The sequence below is a fragment of the Pseudidiomarina xizangensis genome (assembly GCF_052541995.1).
Map to the genome: position 1 here is coordinate 167,176 of NZ_JBOBQA010000002.1, position 17,183 is coordinate 184,358.

General features: G+C 49.0%; 16 protein-coding genes. 2 read left to right on the forward strand and 14 right to left on the reverse strand.

What is annotated here, in order from left to right; genetic code table 11:
• Positions 1 to 419 precede the first annotated feature (419 nt).
• On the forward strand, positions 420 to 1,067 hold the full coding sequence (locus tag ACQ5ES_RS08165) for a MarC family protein (RefSeq protein WP_445015688.1): 648 nt from the start codon (positions 420 to 422) through the stop codon (positions 1,065 to 1,067).
• A gap of 28 nt (positions 1,068 to 1,095) precedes the next feature.
• Here the strand turns inward: ACQ5ES_RS08165 and tgt are convergent, their stop codons facing one another.
• From tgt to ACQ5ES_RS08200, 7 genes are all read right to left on the reverse strand, one after another.
• Positions 1,096 to 2,211, reverse strand: a complete 1,116-nt coding sequence (gene tgt / locus ACQ5ES_RS08170; RefSeq protein WP_445015690.1) for a tRNA guanosine(34) transglycosylase Tgt — start codon at positions 2,209 to 2,211, stop codon at positions 1,096 to 1,098.
• Positions 2,212 to 2,265: 54 nt separating this feature from the next.
• The gene (gene queA, locus ACQ5ES_RS08175; protein ID WP_445015692.1) at positions 2,266 to 3,312 is read right to left on the reverse strand and encodes a tRNA preQ1(34) S-adenosylmethionine ribosyltransferase-isomerase QueA; all 1,047 of its coding nucleotides are present in this window, start codon (positions 3,310 to 3,312) and stop codon (positions 2,266 to 2,268) included.
• Between the two features lie 108 nt (positions 3,313 to 3,420).
• Entirely contained in the window at positions 3,421 to 4,374 is a 954-nt protein-coding gene (locus ACQ5ES_RS08180) for a hypothetical protein (protein ID WP_445015694.1), read from the reverse strand.
• 34 nt (positions 4,375 to 4,408) lie between these two features.
• Positions 4,409 to 4,954, reverse strand: coding sequence for a hypothetical protein (locus ACQ5ES_RS08185; RefSeq protein WP_445015696.1), 546 nt, complete (start codon positions 4,952 to 4,954; stop codon positions 4,409 to 4,411).
• On the reverse strand, positions 4,951 to 5,493 hold the full coding sequence (locus ACQ5ES_RS08190; RefSeq protein WP_445015698.1) for an RNA polymerase sigma factor: 543 nt from the start codon (positions 5,491 to 5,493) through the stop codon (positions 4,951 to 4,953). The genes ACQ5ES_RS08185 and ACQ5ES_RS08190 overlap by 4 nt, the downstream gene beginning before the upstream one ends.
• Positions 5,494 to 5,628: 135 nt before the next feature.
• Entirely contained in the window at positions 5,629 to 6,897 is a 1,269-nt protein-coding gene (locus tag ACQ5ES_RS08195; protein ID WP_445015700.1) for an inorganic phosphate transporter, read from the reverse strand.
• Positions 6,898 to 6,911: 14 nt separating this feature from the next.
• The gene (locus ACQ5ES_RS08200) at positions 6,912 to 7,592 is read right to left on the reverse strand and encodes a TIGR00153 family protein (RefSeq protein WP_445015702.1); all 681 of its coding nucleotides are present in this window, start codon (positions 7,590 to 7,592) and stop codon (positions 6,912 to 6,914) included.
• A 166-nt stretch (positions 7,593 to 7,758) separates the two neighbouring features.
• Here ACQ5ES_RS08200 and ACQ5ES_RS08205 point away from each other — a divergent pair, with 166 nt between their 5' ends.
• The gene (locus ACQ5ES_RS08205) at positions 7,759 to 8,502 is read left to right on the forward strand and encodes a TerC family protein (RefSeq protein WP_445015704.1); all 744 of its coding nucleotides are present in this window, start codon (positions 7,759 to 7,761) and stop codon (positions 8,500 to 8,502) included.
• A gap of 49 nt (positions 8,503 to 8,551) precedes the next feature.
• Here ACQ5ES_RS08205 and ACQ5ES_RS08210 read toward each other — a convergent pair whose 3' ends face one another.
• The 7 genes from ACQ5ES_RS08210 to ACQ5ES_RS08240 all read right to left on the reverse strand — a co-directional run bounded on the left by ACQ5ES_RS08210 (position 8,552) and on the right by ACQ5ES_RS08240 (position 17,175).
• Complete coding sequence (locus ACQ5ES_RS08210) at positions 8,552 to 9,355, reverse strand: DUF481 domain-containing protein (RefSeq protein ID WP_445015706.1); 804 nt, start codon at positions 9,353 to 9,355, stop codon at positions 8,552 to 8,554.
• A gap of 75 nt (positions 9,356 to 9,430) precedes the next feature.
• A complete protein-coding gene (gene fba, locus ACQ5ES_RS08215) occupies positions 9,431 to 10,495 on the reverse strand; it encodes a class II fructose-bisphosphate aldolase (protein ID WP_445015708.1) in 1,065 nt (354 codons plus the stop codon).
• A gap of 37 nt (positions 10,496 to 10,532) precedes the next feature.
• Positions 10,533 to 11,717, reverse strand: a complete 1,185-nt coding sequence (locus ACQ5ES_RS08220; protein WP_445015710.1) for a phosphoglycerate kinase — start codon at positions 11,715 to 11,717, stop codon at positions 10,533 to 10,535.
• A 24-nt stretch (positions 11,718 to 11,741) separates the two neighbouring features.
• Positions 11,742 to 12,779 (reverse strand): erythrose-4-phosphate dehydrogenase, encoded by a 1,038-nt coding sequence (gene epd, locus ACQ5ES_RS08225; RefSeq protein ID WP_445015712.1) that lies wholly within the window; start codon positions 12,777 to 12,779, stop codon positions 11,742 to 11,744.
• Positions 12,776 to 14,788 (reverse strand): transketolase, encoded by a 2,013-nt coding sequence (tkt, locus tag ACQ5ES_RS08230; RefSeq protein ID WP_445015714.1) that lies wholly within the window; start codon positions 14,786 to 14,788, stop codon positions 12,776 to 12,778. Before tkt ends, epd begins: the two co-directional genes overlap by 4 nt.
• 80 nt (positions 14,789 to 14,868) lie before the next feature.
• Positions 14,869 to 16,017: a methionine adenosyltransferase gene (gene metK / locus ACQ5ES_RS08235; protein ID WP_445015716.1), complete on the reverse strand. Its 1,149-nt coding sequence runs from the start codon at positions 16,015 to 16,017 to the stop codon at positions 14,869 to 14,871.
• A 99-nt stretch (positions 16,018 to 16,116) separates the two neighbouring features.
• Positions 16,117 to 17,175 carry an NAD(P)-dependent alcohol dehydrogenase gene (locus tag ACQ5ES_RS08240; protein ID WP_445015718.1) on the reverse strand — a complete coding sequence of 353 codons (1,059 nt, stop codon included), beginning with the start codon at positions 17,173 to 17,175 and terminating at the stop codon, positions 16,117 to 16,119.
• Between the last annotated feature and the right edge of the window lie 8 nt (positions 17,176 to 17,183).

The window sequence follows — 17,183 nt, forward strand, 5'->3', positions numbered from 1 at the left end:
GTTGGGTTATCAACATTGGCCATTTATTGACCAAGACGAATAAAAATGGTGCTGAATTGTAGCGAGTTCAGATCCTGATGTAAAGCGTACGATCAATTTAATTAGTAGAGAAAAGGTCGAAGTTCTTCAGTATGTTTTGCGGATGAAAGCGATGGATGGAAGCGGTGACGCATGGTATCAGGCTGGTCAACGAGAGTCCCATGCATTTGAGCCACCGCTTCCTATTCAGAGAATAGTCAGAGAAAGATATTTCTACAAAAACAACGCTATATTTTGTATTATTTTTGTAACAAATACTATGCCATAGTATTGCGTCAGCTCATGTCGCAGCGATTCTTTTTGCGCAATCCTTTCGCTTTTTTCGCTACAATTTTTAAAAGTTGATACAATACGACAACTTATGCGCAGAGATTTTTATTATGCTTGATACTTTCCTATTCCAGTTCACCTCGTTATTCACCATGATTAACCCGATAGCAGCAATTCCGATTTATATTGCACTTACTGAGGCCATGACCCCCAAGGCTGCCCGGTGGGTGGCAATGCGTGCAGCGATAACGGCATTTATTGCGCTGGCGGTGTTCGCACTGCTAGGTGAAGTTATTTTTAGCTTTTTTAATATTTCCGTGAATGGTCTGCGTGTTGCTGGTGGTATTCTTTTCTTCGTTATGGGCTTTGAGATGCTCCGCGGCCGCACCGTGCCTAAACGAGTTGATGGCGAAACCGATGGCGATTTTGGCTCTGACGTTGCCGTCACGCCCATCGGTATTCCAATGATTGCCGGTCCCGGTGCCATTACCATGGTAATTTTGTTTATTCAGGAAGGTAAAACTACCGTTGCGACCGCTTCGGCCACTATCAGTTTGTTTCTTGCAATTGCAGCTGTCTGCGTACTCACCGCAATTGTGCTCGCCAGCGGCCGGCAAATGCTGGCTAAGTTGGGCCGCAGTGGCAGTAAAATTCTGATGCGTTTGATGGGTTTAATTGTCATGCTTATTGCCGTCGAATTTTTCTTCGCCGGTATCAAACCCTACATTATCGATATCGCCACCTCGATCCCTGCCTAACCGCCGGGACCGAGGCTGATTAGCTTAGTTAGCCTAAAGCTGGCACGTCTAAATCACGTTTTGCATAAAACTCTGCGACATGCTCATCAAGTCGATCCGCTTCAATCGCATCACGCAAATCTTGCATGACTTTCTGATAGAAGTGCAAATTGTGGATCGTATTTAGACGTCCACCGAGCATTTCATTTGAGCGGTCCAGATGATGCAAATAGGCTCGTGAATAATTCTTACAGGTGTAGCAATCACATTCCGGGTCTAAGGGGCCGGTATCGGTGCGATGCACTGCATTACGAATTTTCACCACCCCGGTACTCACAAACAAATGACCATTGCGAGCATTGCGCGTTGGCATCACGCAATCAAACATGTCCACTCCGCGCCGCACCGCTTCCACCAAATCTTCGGGTTTACCTACGCCCATCAAGTACCGTGGTTTGTCGATTGGCATTTGCGGTGCAATATGATTAAGCACCCGCATCATGTCATCTTTCGGTTCGCCTACCGACAGACCACCGATGGCATAACCATCAAACCCTATATCTGTTAAGCCTTCGAGGGAAATAGTGCGGAGTTCTTCGTACATGCCGCCTTGAATAATCCCAAACAATGCCGCCGGGTTGTCGCCATGTGCTGTCTTCGAACGTTCAGCCCAGCGCAATGAAAGTTCCATCGAATTGCGAGCTTCGCCTTGCGTCGCCGGATAAGGCGTGCACTCATCAAAAATCATTACGACATCAGCGCCAAGATCGCGCTGAACTTCCATTGATTTTTCCGGAGTCAGCAGAATTTTTTCGCCGTTGATCGGCGATCGAAACGTCGCGCCCTCTTCCGTAATTTTGCGTAACTCACCAAGACTGAATACTTGAAACCCGCCGGAATCCGTGAGAATCGGCTTGTCCCAATTCATAAAGTCATGCAGGTCACCATGTTGTTTGATGATTTGTGTGCCGGGGCGCAGCATTAAATGAAAGGTGTTACCCAAACAGATGTGGGCACCGGTGGCCTTCACTTCTTCTGGAGTCATGCCTTTCACGGTACCCGCGGTACCTACTGGCATAAAAGCTGGTGTTTCGACCACACCGCGCTCAAAAATCATGCGCCCGCGGCGCGCTTTGCCGCAGGTAGAGAGTAATTCAAACTTCATTTCATCACCGTTAGATTAAATCACGGAAAAACAGTCCGAGGGTAACAGTATATCTTAGCTCGGCTGGCGGGTCACAAACATTGCATCGCCATAACTGAAGAAACGGTAGGTGTTATCAATAGCTTGCTGATACGCACCGAGCACATTGTCACGCCCCGCAAATGCCGAAACTAACATGATTAAAGTCGATTCCGGCAAGTGGAAATTGGTGATCATGGCGTCAATTATCTGGAACTTATAACCTGGATAGATAAAGATATCCGTATCAGAGAAAAATGGCGCCAGCTCACGTTGCTCGTTTAACGCAGCCTGCGCCGCCGACTCCAGTGAGCGTACTGAGGTCGTACCAACCGCAACTACGCGACCACCGTTGGTTTGCGTTTGCTTGATCGCCTCAACGGTCTCGGCCGGCACTTCAGCATACTCGCTATGCATGTGATGTTCTTCAATTTTATCAACCCGTACCGGCTGAAATGTACCCGCACCAACATGCAAAGTGACATAGGCAAAATTGACACCTTTTGCCTGCAGTGCGGAGAGAATAGCATCATCGAAATGCAGACCCGCCGTCGGTGCGGCAACGGCTCCGGGTTTTTTATTGTAGACGGTTTGGTAACGCTCGCGATCGCTGGCTTCATCAGGACGATCAATGTAGGGCGGCAAAGGCATGTGGCCATGCTCTTCTAACACATCGAGAACCGTTTGTTCGGTGATAAATTGCAACTCAAACAACGCGCCATCACGGCCAATCATTTCGACGTCAACGGCGTTTTCCATGCGCATGCGTTGCCCGGGCTTTGGGGCCCGATTGCTGCGCACGTGCGCCAGCACGCGATGGTCATCAAGCATACGTTCCACCAGGATTTCGACTTTGCCACCAGACAGCTTTTCACCCAACATACGCGCTGGGATCACTCGGGTGTCATTAAACACCAATAAATCGCCTGGCTGTAGATGATCTACGATGGCTTTGAATTGGTCATGTTTCACGTTGCCAGTGGCGCCATCAAGCACCAACAGACGACTCGCACTGCGTTCCGGTTGCGGATAACGAGCGATTAATTCATCGGGTAAGTCGAAACTAAAGTCTTTTACGTCCATAAAGCTTACTGCTGCTGTTTTGAGCGCGTACTTTACCTTTTTTACGAGACAAAAAAAAGCACGTCCGAAGACGTGCTAAACAGAGATGACAACCGATCTTTTGACCAGTCAGAAGCTATACGTCGTTGCCGTGCTCAAAAGATCACCCGGCGATGAACAATTATCGAGTTGCTGTTTGTTAAAAATGAAGATCTTATCGCTACCCTTTTCAGAATCTCCGCCGTTTTCTACGACAAAGGAAATATTTTCATTTGCAGGAAGAGCACGCAACGTGCGCCCATAATCGCATAAGGTGGTTACCATAGTTTGTTCAAATTGCGCCAGTTGCACTGCTTTTCGCTCCACGCGTTTAGCCCGATGCTCCGCTGCTTTGACTCTCAACTCCTTGCGCACTTCAGCAAGTTCACTATGTGCTGTCGCCATTTCCTGTTCGCGTCTAAGCAGCTCAGACTGGGCCTCAACAAGCTCTTTCTCAATATTTTTGGTATCACCATCCGCATTTGCTTTGGCTAACTCCAAATCTCTCACCAAACGCCGTAGTTCACGAACTTCATGCGCATTGTCACGCATCTTTCGCGACACCTGTCGCACAACTTCGACATTGCCCGCACCATCGTCAGAACGGAAGAACACTTCACCGTCGCCAACGACGACTTCGTCAGTGACAATTTCCAAGTCCCGTATAACTTTGCCTGCTTTTGCTAAACCTTCCGCCATAGCGGCTTCGACTTCAATACTTTCGATGTCATCCAGATGTGGCATCGGAGGCATCGGAGGCATCGGAGGCATAGGCGCATCACCATTAAAAAACACCATCCGGCCACCACCCATTTGAGTTCGATAAACCACGCCTTGCCCTGCTAAATAGTTGTAGTTTAGGCGAACACGTTGAAATCTTCGGTCTGAGTCATCATCACGTTGTTGTTCCATCGCTGTGGTTAAAATACTGTTCATAATTTCGAGTTGCTTACGCAGCTCATCGCGTTGTTGTTGGTCCGCTTGTGCTGTCACGCTGGCCACCAAAGCAACCGCTATGGCTGAAGCTAGTACTAATGTACGCATGGTCTTACTCCTTGAATCCCTAAGTTGGGTAGTTCTATAAGTCACCTTGGTCCAAGAATTGACTGGTGACCTGTGAAAGCTGATGCGCCAAATAGACTTGGTCATCTTCGCGCTGTGCGTTGACGTAGCGAATCAGATCTTCCATATCTTCTTGTCGCTCGTTGCGGTTAGTGGTTAACACGTAATTCACCAGTTGCTGATTCGCTGCTGCAACATCATCACTGAAGTCCTGGCGCAGGTTGGCCGCATAGTTTGCGAGCTGTAACTGTTGTTCGGTGGCAAGACGTGTCATTTTTTCATCAACCGCAGCTTGCAACTGCTGTTCACTCAAGCCCCCGCCGAAATGGACATTAAAACCCTGTTCGGTCACCTGTACTTGCAGTTGCGTCACAACCGTGAGCACAGCCAAGACTGAACAAGCCAGCGATGCAATCGGTAGAAATGGCCGCTGCCACCACGATGTCTCAGTTAACCTCTGGGCCCGAAAGGTGGACTCTCGCGGCCATTCGGGAACTGATTCTGGCTGCGTCGCTGTGGCGGTTGTCTCTAACCAAGCTTGAAATTCCTGCTGCTTATTCATACACCCTCCACCAACGTCTGTAAGGTTTCTACCGCTTTGTACAAGCGTGCTTTCACGGTATTCAATGGCACTTCAAGCTGCACACTAATTTGTTGTAACTTTAAGTGCTGAAAAAATTTCAATTCCACCACCAAACGCTGTTCCAACGGTAATTTTTGCATGGCAGCTACCAATATATGGGTTTGTTGTTGTCCCTGATACACCGCTTCCGGATCATGCCAGTCCGAGTCACTCGACTGCTGCTCGAAGTCGTAGTCATCGGCATAGTCCTTGCGCCTGCGGAAGTGTTCAATGCAACGATAGTGCGCAATGGTCATCAACCAATTCTTAAACGAGCTTTCCCCGCGCCACCCTTGCAGGTTACGAAACAGCGACATAAACACGTCTTGCATCAGGTCCATTGCGTCATCGCGACTACCGCTCATACGCAATGCATAGTTGAACACAAGTGCTTCGTAACGCTTTACTAGCTGCAACCACGCTTGTTTGTTATTTTCCAGCGCTCGCTTCACGAGCCGTTCGTCTGATGGTGCAAACACAATGTGCTTTCCTTTTTTTCTCTGCTTATAGAGTCGTATAAACCAGGTAAAAAGTTGTCAGAGATTTGAAAATAGTTTGTTCAGACACAAAAAAAGGCGACCGAAGTCGCCTTTTGGGTTAATTATCAAGGACGCTTACACGCCAAATGACGCCTTAATAATATAGAAGAAAATAATCGACATGATGGCACCTGCAGGCAAAGTAACGACCCAAGACACGACAATGTTACGTACCACGCCTAGGTTCAATGCTGCGATTCCGCGTGCCATACCAACACCCAATACAGCACCAACAAGGGTTTGCGTGGTTGAAATCGGCAACCCTGTACCTGAGGCAATGACCACGGTCGATGCCGCAGCAAGCTCTGCGGCAAAACCGCGGCTCGGCGTTAAATGAGTGATACCGTTACCAATGGTCGCGATAACACGTTTACCAAGCATGGCCAGACCTAACACAATACCTAAAGCACCAACGGGCAATACCCACCAGGCTAACTGTGCTTTGCTCTCGATTTCACCACCACTTTGTACAATGCTGACGACCGCAGCAAGCGGGCCAATCGCGTTGGCAACATCATTCGAACCATGGGCAAATGCCATCGCACATGCGGTCACTACCATCAATACGGCAAACACCTTTTCGACGTTGGTGTAGTGCATGTCTCTATCGGCAGAGGGGTCAAACTTCAATCGCCCGATCATGATTTTGCCAATAACGAACACCACCACAGCGATACCAACAGCAAGCGCAATACCTTCAAAGAACGAGAAGTTAATGCCAACGTGCTTGAGGCCTTTTTTGATGGTTACAAGCGCAATAACGAAACCAGTCAATCCCATATAAAACGGCACATAACGCTTCGCCATCTCGAGCGGATTTTCTTGATCGAAAATCAACTTCTGAGCACTGATGAAAATAAAATAGGCAAGTAACCCCGCTATCATTGGAGTGACCACCCAACTACCAACTATACCGAGAACTTTCCCCCATTCCACAGCATCAGGACTAACACCAACGGCAGCAAAACCAACGATAGCGCCGATAATGGAGTGCGTGGTCGATACCGGCCAGCCAAGGTAGGAAGCAATCAACAACCAAAAACCCGCTGCTAGTAGCGAGCCAATCATACCGAACACCAGCAGCTCTGGAGCATCGACAAAGTAGGCAGAATCAATAATTCCTTTACGAATTGTTGAGGTCACCTCACCACCGGCGAGATAAGCGCCAGCAAACTCGAAAATCATGGCGACGATGATGGCTTGTTTTATAGTTAATGCTTTAGAACCAACTGAGGTTCCCATCGCATTGGCGACGTCATTTGCACCAATACCCCACGCCATAAAGAAGGCAAAAGCTGCCGCCAACAGGATCAGCGTGAGATTATAAGTAGAAATAATATCCATTGTTTCTCTCCGACTTAGACCCGTGCCAGCATGAGTTCAAAACGCGCACCCACACGCTCGGCGAGGTCCGCGAGATCACCGACCCAATCAAGAATTTTGTACAGGAACATAGCATCCAACGGATTCATTTCTTGCTCTAATGCACGCAATTGACGACGCAGCTTAACTTGCAACGCGTCGGTGTCCTGTTCGATGCTGTCCAACTCTGAAATCAGACTGTCAACGATACGGCGCTCACGCCCTTTGAAGCCAACTTCCAATAAATCATCAAATTCACCGATAGTTTCTTTAGCTTTATCCGTAGCATCGAGACAACGCTGCAGGTAGGCATCAAAACCTTCGATCATGTCTTTTGGAATTTGCAATTCACGACCGGTAATCAAGCCAGAAATATCCTTGGCTTTGTTAGCGATGCGGTCTTGTTGGGATACCAGTTCAAGAAGGTCGGTACGCTCTACTGGCATGAACAATCCGCCAGGCAGGTTAAGACGGATATCGCGCTTCATATCATCCGCAGCCTTTTCTTTTTTAACGATGGCTTTGCGATGTTCTTCAGCATCATCCCAGTTGTTTGCGTACACAGCTTGGAAAAAAGGTTTTAAGGTCATTGCGCAGTCATGCACTTGAGAAATGTGCTCGATCATAGGTTTGATCGGAGATTTTGCGAAGACGCCAAGAAACGAGTTTGCAGACATAAAAGTTCGCCTTTGTTGCTGCTATTAGAATCGATTGTTCCCCTTTTTTCGGGGTGCGCGCATACTAGCTAAATCGTAAAGCACACGCAAAGTTTATTCACCGTTGTTTTTGTTCAACAACCTGTTTATTGTAATCCAATCATCACATTTTGTAAGGGACAGCCGCATGTTCGAATGGATCTTTTTGCCAGAAGCCTGGATTGCTTTGGCGACACTAACCGCCTTAGAAGTTGTTTTAGGTATCGATAATATAATCTTTATTTCGATTCTTGTTGGTCGACTACCTGAGGCTCAGCGACAAAAAGCGCGGCAAATTGGCCTATTGCTGGCAATGGGTATGCGTATTCTTCTGCTGCTCGGAATCGTTTGGGTTATGGGTCTTACTGAGCCATTATTTTCCGTGTTTGATTTCGCCTTTTCCGGGCGTGACTTGATTCTGTTTTTTGGCGGCTTGTTCTTGCTGGCTAAGAGTACGTTAGAAATTCACCACAGCCTCGAAGGCGTCGAAGAACAAAAAACAACCGGTAAGGTAGCAACTTTTGGCGCCATCATTACGCAAATTGCAATTATCGATATTGTTTTCTCGTTGGACTCGGTGATTACCGCTGTCGGCCTGGTGGATTATGTCGCTGTCATGATTATTGCCGTGGTGGTGGCCGTACTCGTGATGATGCTAGCGGCGAAAGCCATCGGTGAGTTTGTCGATAGTCATCCAACCATTAAAATGCTTGCGCTCAGCTTTTTGATCCTGATCGGTTTTACCTTGATGGGCGAAGGCCTCGGTTTCCACGTACCAAAAGGTTATGTCTACTTCGCGATGGCCTTCTCACTCATTGTCGAATTGCTCAACATCAAAGTTCGCAAGCGCAATAAACCGATGCATTTGAAAAAGCGGATTGCCGAAGATTAATCGGCAACCCGCTCTGGATTCGACAAAGACAACGAGTAAACTCGACGCGCTAGAAACTGTAGACCAAGGTCACTGCCGTTTCCGTGTCGAGGTTTTCTTTACTTGAGTCTTCTAAATACGAGTTGTGATTCGCAGCCACCGAAAATTTTAATGCGAAGGAACTATTCACATTGGCAGAAACAGAAACCTCAGCACGCGATTTGGTATTATCTTCACCTATTTCAGTTGAAGCTAACGCATTGAATTTAGATGTTTTAGTGATATCCCAAACCAAATTACCGGCAAGCCGTAGAATAGCACTGCTTTCTTGCTCTCGAACCACGCCGTTCACTATGGGTTTGTTGACAGAGTAACCTGGGCCCACTTCGTAATCTGTGTACAACGACTCGCTATAACGATAGCGCGCACCATAACCCACAGCGACAGTTCCTTGATACTCGTAACCACTGAACTTGTCTTCCTCATACGAGCCGAAGAGAAATACTGATGAACGACTTTCAGGACTAAATTTGTAGTTTGATTGACCCGATACAAAAAGCTTGTCACCAGTTACGTAGGTGTCACCAGTGCTTTGATCTTCTTGTTTTGAACGATAGTAATCAATAATGCCTTTATGGCGCCAATTCTGATAATCGCGCGCGGCACTCAACTTGGTTTTGAAGGTTTCTGTCTTGGTGTTACCTGAAGTGAAGAGTAGGCCCAGTTCAGCAGAAGCATCCCAGTCCTTTTTCTCCTCAGTATTCAAGTCATTGGCATCGTCATACATAAAAATTGACGCTTGCGCCTGAGCTACCGAACTACCGGCAACACAGGCAAGAATAGCCACTGCTGTTAAAGTCTTTTGATACGCCACAAACACCTCTTCTGTTCTTCCACCATCCACCTTTACATAAGTATAACGTGGCATTGTGGTCGAAAAGAACCCCGATTAATTCACTTTAGCGTCTAAACTTCCCGCTTCGTAGCGTTTATACATTTCTTCAAGCGAAACCGTTTTAATTTTATGCGCTTGACCAGCAGAACCAAAAACTTCAAAACGCGCTTTACAGATGTCATACATCGCGTCTGTTGAGGCTTTTAGAAACTTACGCGGATCAAAGTTGTTGGGGTTTTGCGCGATATGACGGCGAACTGCACCGGTAGATGCCAGACGTAAATCGGTATCGATGTTCACTTTACGCACACCGTGCTTAATGCCTTCGGCGATTTGTTCAACTGGAACCCCATAGGTTTCCGGAATATCACCACCGAAGTCATTAATAATTTTCAACCATTCTTGTGGCACTGACGACGAACCGTGCATCACCAGGTGCGTGGTTGGAATACGTTTGTGGATCTCTTTGATACGATCAATAGCCAGAATGTCGCCAGTTGGCGGACGACTAAACTTATAGGCACCGTGTGAAGTTCCGCAAGCAATAGCCAAAGCATCAACATTAGTAGCTTTAACAAATTGTGCTGCTTCTTCCGGATCAGTTAACAACTGGTCATGGGTTAATTTACCCTCAGCGCCAACGCCATCTTCCTCTCCGGCTTCACCGGTTTCCAATGAACCCAGCACGCCAAGTTCGCCCTCTACTGACACACCACAGGCATGCGCCATGGCTACAGCAGTTTGGGTTACCTGCACGTTATAATCGTAATCAGCTGGTGTCTTACCATCTTCTTTTAACGAGCCATCCATCATCACCGAGCTGAAACCCAGTTGAATCGAGCGTTGACACACCGCTGGTGAAGTACCGTGATCCTGGTGCATCACCACTGGAATGTGCGGCCACTCTTCAATTGCAGCCAAAATAAGGTGACGCAAGAACGGTGCACCTGCATAACTGCGCGCACCTGCTGAAGCTTGCACGATAACCGGGCTGTCGACTTCGTCTGCAGCTTCCATAATGGCGCGCATTTGCTCGAGGTTATTAACGTTAAATGCTGGCACGCCATAGCCATTTTCCGCGGCGTGGTCGAGCAATTGGCGTAATGAAATTAAAGCCATTTTCTATCTCCTGATTTCCTGTTCTGAGTGGCTAGGCTTAGCCATGTTCTGCGCGTTCTTCCAGAATCGCTACTGCGGGAAGTTTTTTACCTTCCAAAAATTCCAGGAAGGCACCACCGCCGGTTGAGATATAACTAATTTTATCAGCGATCCCATACTTATCAATTGCGGCCAGGGTGTCGCCACCGCCGGCAATCGAAAATGCCGAGCTTGCAGCAATAGCCTCAGCTAAAGCCTTAGTGCCAGCACCAAATTGATCAAATTCAAACACACCTACCGGTCCATTCCATACAATAGTACCAGCGTTTTGCAAAATTTTTGCAAATACGGCAGCCGTATCAGGACCAATGTCCAGTACCATATCGTCGGCAACAATGGCATCTACAGCTTTTATTTCAGCTTCTGCATCTGCACTAAAGGCTTTACTTGTCACCACATCTGATGGCACCGGAATATCACCACCTTTCGCTTGTGCGGCCGCCACTAAACGTTTGGCTTCTTGAATCAGATCCGCTTCATACAATGATTTACCTACCGGGTGACCTGCTGCTGCGACAAAGGTATTGGCAATCCCCCCACCGACAATCAGCTGATCCACAACACCCGAAAGAGATTCGAGTACAGTCAGCTTAGTCGAGACTTTTGAACCGCCAACAATTGCAACCAAAGGTCGTTTTGGGTTGGCCAACGCTTTGCCCAAAGCGTCAAGCTCTGCGGCCAACAAGGGGCCAGCACAAGCGACATCGGCATACTTAGCAACACCGTGGGTCGAAGCTTGAGCACGATGCGCGGTACCGAACGCATCCATCACAAACACATCACACAATGCGGCTAACTTCTGCGCCAGTGCATCATCGTTGCTTTTTTCACCTGGGTTAAATCGTACGTTCTCGAACACCACAACCTCACCCACAGCAACTTCAACACCATCGAGATAATCTTTGGCGAGGCGTACCGGCGCATCCAACGCTTGATCCAGATAATCGACCACCGGTTGCAGCGAAAATTCGGCGTCATACTTACCTTCGTTCGGCCGCCCAAGATGCGACATGACCATGACTTTGGCGCCCGCATCCAGAGCTTGTTTCAGAGTTGGTAACGCCGCCTTCAGACGGGCATCAGAGCTGATCTTGCCAGCTTTGACCGGAACATTAAGATCCTCACGGATCAAGACACGCAATCCTTCTAAATCGAGATCATCCATGGTGATAACAGCGGACATCGTTGCTTCCTCTCTGGTTAATTTTTAGCGCGTGTTTTGCTGCTGGTGCAACATGACTTGAGCAGTATCAAGCATGCGATTGGCAAAGCCCCACTCGTTATCACACCAACACAAAACTTTAATTAAATGTTTGTCGGCGACGCGGGTTTGAGTGCCATCGACAATACTGGAGCGCGGATCGTGATTAAAATCGATCGACACCAGAGGTTCATCGGTAAAACCCAAAATAGCTGCCATTTTACCTCGTGCCGCCTGCGCCAGAACTTGGTTGACCTTGTCAATCGAGACCTCATCGCGAACCGTAACGCTTAAATCCATGGCTGTTACATTAGTTGTCGGTACCCGCACCTGAATGGCTTCAAACTTACCGGCAAAATGCGGCATGATCCGTTCGATACCGCGCGCAAGTCGGGTATCCACCGGAATAATTGAGCGACCTGCAGCGCGGGCCAAGCGCGGGTCCTGATGATAGGCATCAATCACCTGCTGATCATGCATGGCAGCGTGAATAGTGGTGATCGCCCCACTTTTAATGCCAAAAGCTTCGTCTAGTACTTTGAGCACCGGAACACAACAATTGGTGGTACATGAGCCATTCGAGACGATGGTATGCTCGGCTGTTAGCTGTTCCGTATTGACACCAAAAATTGCGGTAAAATCCACGTCAGGGGCAGCCGGATGCGAGAACAGCACCTGCGCTATACCGTTTTCATGATAATGCGCGCCATCTTCGCGCGTACCGTGCACACCAGTGCAATCGAGCACCAGATCGACATCAAGATCCTGCCATGCCAGATGACTAATTTCTGATTCCGCCGAAACCCGAATACTATCATCGCCGACGCATAGCAGATGTTCGTCCGGCGTGGTCACTGGCTGCGCAAAGCGGCCATGGGTCGTGTCATACTTAAGTAGATGCGCCATAGCACTGACCGGTGCCAGTTCGTTGATCGCGACGATCTCGATATGCTCACGAAAACCACGTTCATACAGCGCACGCAGTACACTGCGTCCAATTCGACCGAAGCCATTTAAGGCAATACGAGCCGGTGCTTGCGTCATTCCGCTAACAACTCCTCTGCTGCCGCTACAACATGCTCAGGGGTGAAACCAAAATGCTTGAACAAATCACCAGCTGGAGCTGATTCACCGAACGAGTTCATGCCAACAATGCGACCTCCGAGACCGACATATTTGTACCAGTAATCAACAATACCTGCCTCGACGGCAATACGTTTGGTCACCGCGCGTGGCAGCACTTGCTCACGGTACTCCGCGGGCTGCGCGTCGAATATATCTGTGGCTGGCATTGATACCACGCGAACCTGATGACCTTTAGCTTGCAGAGTTTTCGCTGCAGCAACACCCAATGCCACTTCAGAACCCGTAGCAATCAAGATCAGTTCAGGCGTCTCTTGGCAGTTCAACAGTGTGTATGCGCCCCGTGCAATATCCGCAAGTTGCTCTGGCGTACGAGGCTGCTGCGCTAACCCTTGGCGACTGAAAATCAATGCTGTTGGTCCGTCTTTACGCTGCAACGCTGCTTTCCACGCCACCGCGGATTCAACCTGATCACACGGCCGCCAGGTGCTCATATTGGGGGTCGTGCGTAAACTTGCCAGTTGCTCGACCGGTTGGTGGGTCGGCCCGTCTTCGCCCAGACCAATCGAGTCATGGGTGTAGACGAAAATACTGCGCTGCTTCATCAATGCGGCCATGCGTACAGCGTTACGGGCGTACTCCATGAACATCAGGAAGGTTGCACCGTAGGGGATTAAACCACCGTGCAGTGCAATACCGTTCATGATCGCCGACATACCAAACTCACGGACGCCGTAATACACGTAGTTACCACTGGCATCGTCTGCTGTAACCCCTTTCGCATCATTCCACAGCGTCAGGTTCGAACCAGCAAGGTCAGCCGAACCGCCTAGCAGTTCCGGAAGTTTTGGGCCAAAAGCATTTAGGGTATTTTGCGAAGCCTTACGACTCGCTATATCAGCTGGCTCAGCCTGTAACTTTTCAATGTAATCCTGCGCGTGCGCAGCGAAGTCTTCAGGTAAATCACCAGCCAGACGACGCTGCAACTCGATCGCCAGTTGCGGGTGAGCGGCGGCGTAGGCGTCGAAGCGTTGATTCCACGCTTGCTCGCGTTTGGCGCCGTCGTTCTTAGCTGACCAGGCGTTGTAAACATCAGCGGGCACTTCAAAGGCGTCATAATGCCAACCGAGCTGTTCACGCGCTGCGGCAATCTCGTCAGCTCCTAAAGGAGCTCCGTGGCAGCTTTCTGAACCTTGTTTATTCGGCGCACCGAAACCAATGATGGTTTTACAGATGATAAGCGTTGGCCGGGCAATTTCTGCACGAGCTGCTTCAATGGCATGCTGAATCGCATCGGGGTCATGGCCATCAACGTCTTCTACAACGTGCCAGCCATAGGCCTCAAAACGCTTCGCGGTATCATCAGTGAACCAGCCTTCAACTTCACCGTCGATAGAAATACCATTGTCATCATAAAATGCCACGAGCTTACCCAGACCAAGGGTACCCGCTAATGAGCAGACCTCATGAGAAATACCTTCCATCAGGCAACCATCGCCTAAAAAGGCGTAAGTGTGGTGATCGATAATTTCATGGCCATCACGGTTAAACTGGGCAGCAAGAACTTTCTCGGCGAGCGCCATACCAACAGCATTAGAAAGACCCTGACCTAAGGGACCGGTAGTTGTTTCGATGCCCGGAGCATAGCCGTATTCAGGATGGCCTGGGGTTTTCGAGTGTAGCTGACGGAAGTTTTTCAAATCATCGATGGTTAATTCATAGCCGGTCAAATGCAGCAATGAATAAATCAACATGGAACCATGACCGTTGGATAACACAAAACGATCGCGATCGGCCCAACTTGGATTTTCAGGATTGTGTTTCAGGTAGTCGCGCCACAGAACTTCGGCGATATCTGCCATCCCCATAGGTGCGCCTGGATGGCCCGAGTTTGCTTGCTGAACCGCATCCATGCTGAGGGCACGGATAGCGTTGGCGAGATGCTTACGCTCAGAAACTGCTGTCGTCATAACAAATAACCCCGAATTGCTGCTTGAGAAAATGCTCACTTGGTGCGCGTATTCTCCACAATTCGGGGCTTCTAAGCAAATCAGATGTCAGCGCGAAGCACTTCTGCTTTGTCTGTTTTCTCCCATGGAAACTCTTCACGACCAAAATGGCCGTAGGCTGCCGTGGCAAGATACATAGGTCGTTCAAGGTCGAGCATCTTAATTAAACCAAACGGACGCAAGTCGAAGTGGCGACGTACCACGGCAATAAGCTGCTCTTCGCTATACTGACTGGAGCCGAAGGTTTCAATGCTGATCGAAGTGGGTTCCGCAACACCAATGGCATAAGAAATCTGAATTTCACAACGCTCCGCTAACCCTGCCGCAACCAGGTTTTTGGCAACATAACGTGCTGCGTAGGCGGCACTGCGATCCACTTTTGATGGGTCTTTGCCCGAGAAAGCGCCACCGCCATGGCGTGCCATGCCGCCGTAGGTGTCGACAATAATTTTGCGGCCAGTCAGTCCACAGTCACCCATAGGCCCGCCAATGACAAACTTACCCGTTGGGTTAATAAAGATCCGTTCCTGATTCACCGGGAACCATTCTTCCGGCAGCACCGGTTTGATAATGGTTTCGATCACCGCCTCACGTAAATCCGCCTGACTGATCCCTTCTGAATGTTGCGTTGATAAAACTACGGTATCAATGGCGACCGGCTTACCGTCTTCATAGATAAAGGTAAGCTGGCTTTTTGCGTCCGGACGCAACCAGGGCAAAGTGCCGTTCTTACGCACTTCTGCCTGGCGTTGCATCAGCCGGTGCGCATAGGTAATAGGTGCCGGCATTAACACGTCTGTTTCGTTTGATGCATAACCGAACATTAAGCCCTGGTCACCGGCGCCCTGCTCTTCAAGCGAAGCCCGATCGACACCTTGATTAATATCCGCAGACTGTTTACCGATAGCATTCAGAACGGCGCAAGAGTCTGCGTCGAAGCCCATGTCGGAATGTACATAGCCAATTTCACGCACGGTATTGCGCGCCAGCTCCTCAATATCAACCCAGGCCTGGGTCGACACTTCACCACCGACTAACACCATGCCGGTTTTCACATAGGTTTCGCAGGCCACTCGTGCACGCGGATCTTGCGCCAAAATAGCGTCAAGAACAGCGTCTGAAATCTGGTCTGCGATTTTATCTGGATGCCCTTCTGAAACTGATTCAGAAGTAAAAAGGTGCTTCGCCATAGTGTGTGTATCTCTATTTTTGCTGATTCAGACTTAAAAAATTGGGCGTAGTTTAACGAAACTACGCCCAGCTTTCTACTTTTAGACGTCTAAAAGTCTTTATCGCTGTTTCAAGGTTGCCATATCAATAACGAATCGATACTTCACATCACTGTTTAACATGCGTTCGTAAGCGTCGTTAATGTCATCCATCGCAATAAGTTCGATATCTGAAGTGATGTTGTGCTCAGCGCAGAAGTCGAGCATTTCCTGTGTTTCAGCGATACCGCCGATCAGTGAGCCCGCCAGACTGCGGCGTTTCGCGATCAGATTGAACACCGCTGGGGATGGATGCGACTTCGCCGGCACGCCCACCAGACACATGGTGCCGTTTAAGCGTAACAAACTCAGATAATCGTCAAGATTGTGTGGTGCAGCGACCGTATTAAGGATGAAGTCGAGGGAATTAACCCAGGCTTTCATCGCGTCTTCGTCTTTTGAAATGACCACATGATCGGCACCCAAGCGCTTGCCATCGTCGACTTTACCAGGCGAGGTTGTGAATAATACTACTTCTGCCCCCATGGCTTTGGCCAGTTTAACCGCCATGTGACCGAGACCACCTAAGCCTACGACGCCAACTTTATGGCCTTTGCTCACACCCCAGTAACGCAGCGGTGAGTAGGTCGTGATACCAGCACACAAAAGCGGCGCGACACCAGCAAGATCGGCGTCATCGGAAACCCGCAGCACGAATTCTTCGGTGACCGTGATGCGATTTGAGTAACCACCATAAGTCACCCCACCTGAGTGTTTGTCTTCACCGTTGTAAGTCGCTACAAAGCCGTTTTCACAGTATTGCTCGTGCCCTTCATCGCAGCTATGACAATGTCCGCACGAATCGACCATGCAGCCAACACCTACTGTATCGCCAACTTTAAATTTACTGACTTTGTCGCCTACCCGGGTAACTTTACCGACAATTTCATGGCCTGGCACGCAAGGGAATACGGTATTACCACCCCATTCGTCGCGCGCCTGATGTAAGTCTGAGTGACAGACACCACAGTAGGCAATTTCAATTTCAACATCGAGAGCCGTTGGCTCACGACGGTCGAATTCGAAATACTCGAGTTCCTGGTCTGCTGCATGTGCTGCATAGCCTATAGCTAGTGGCATGGTTAACT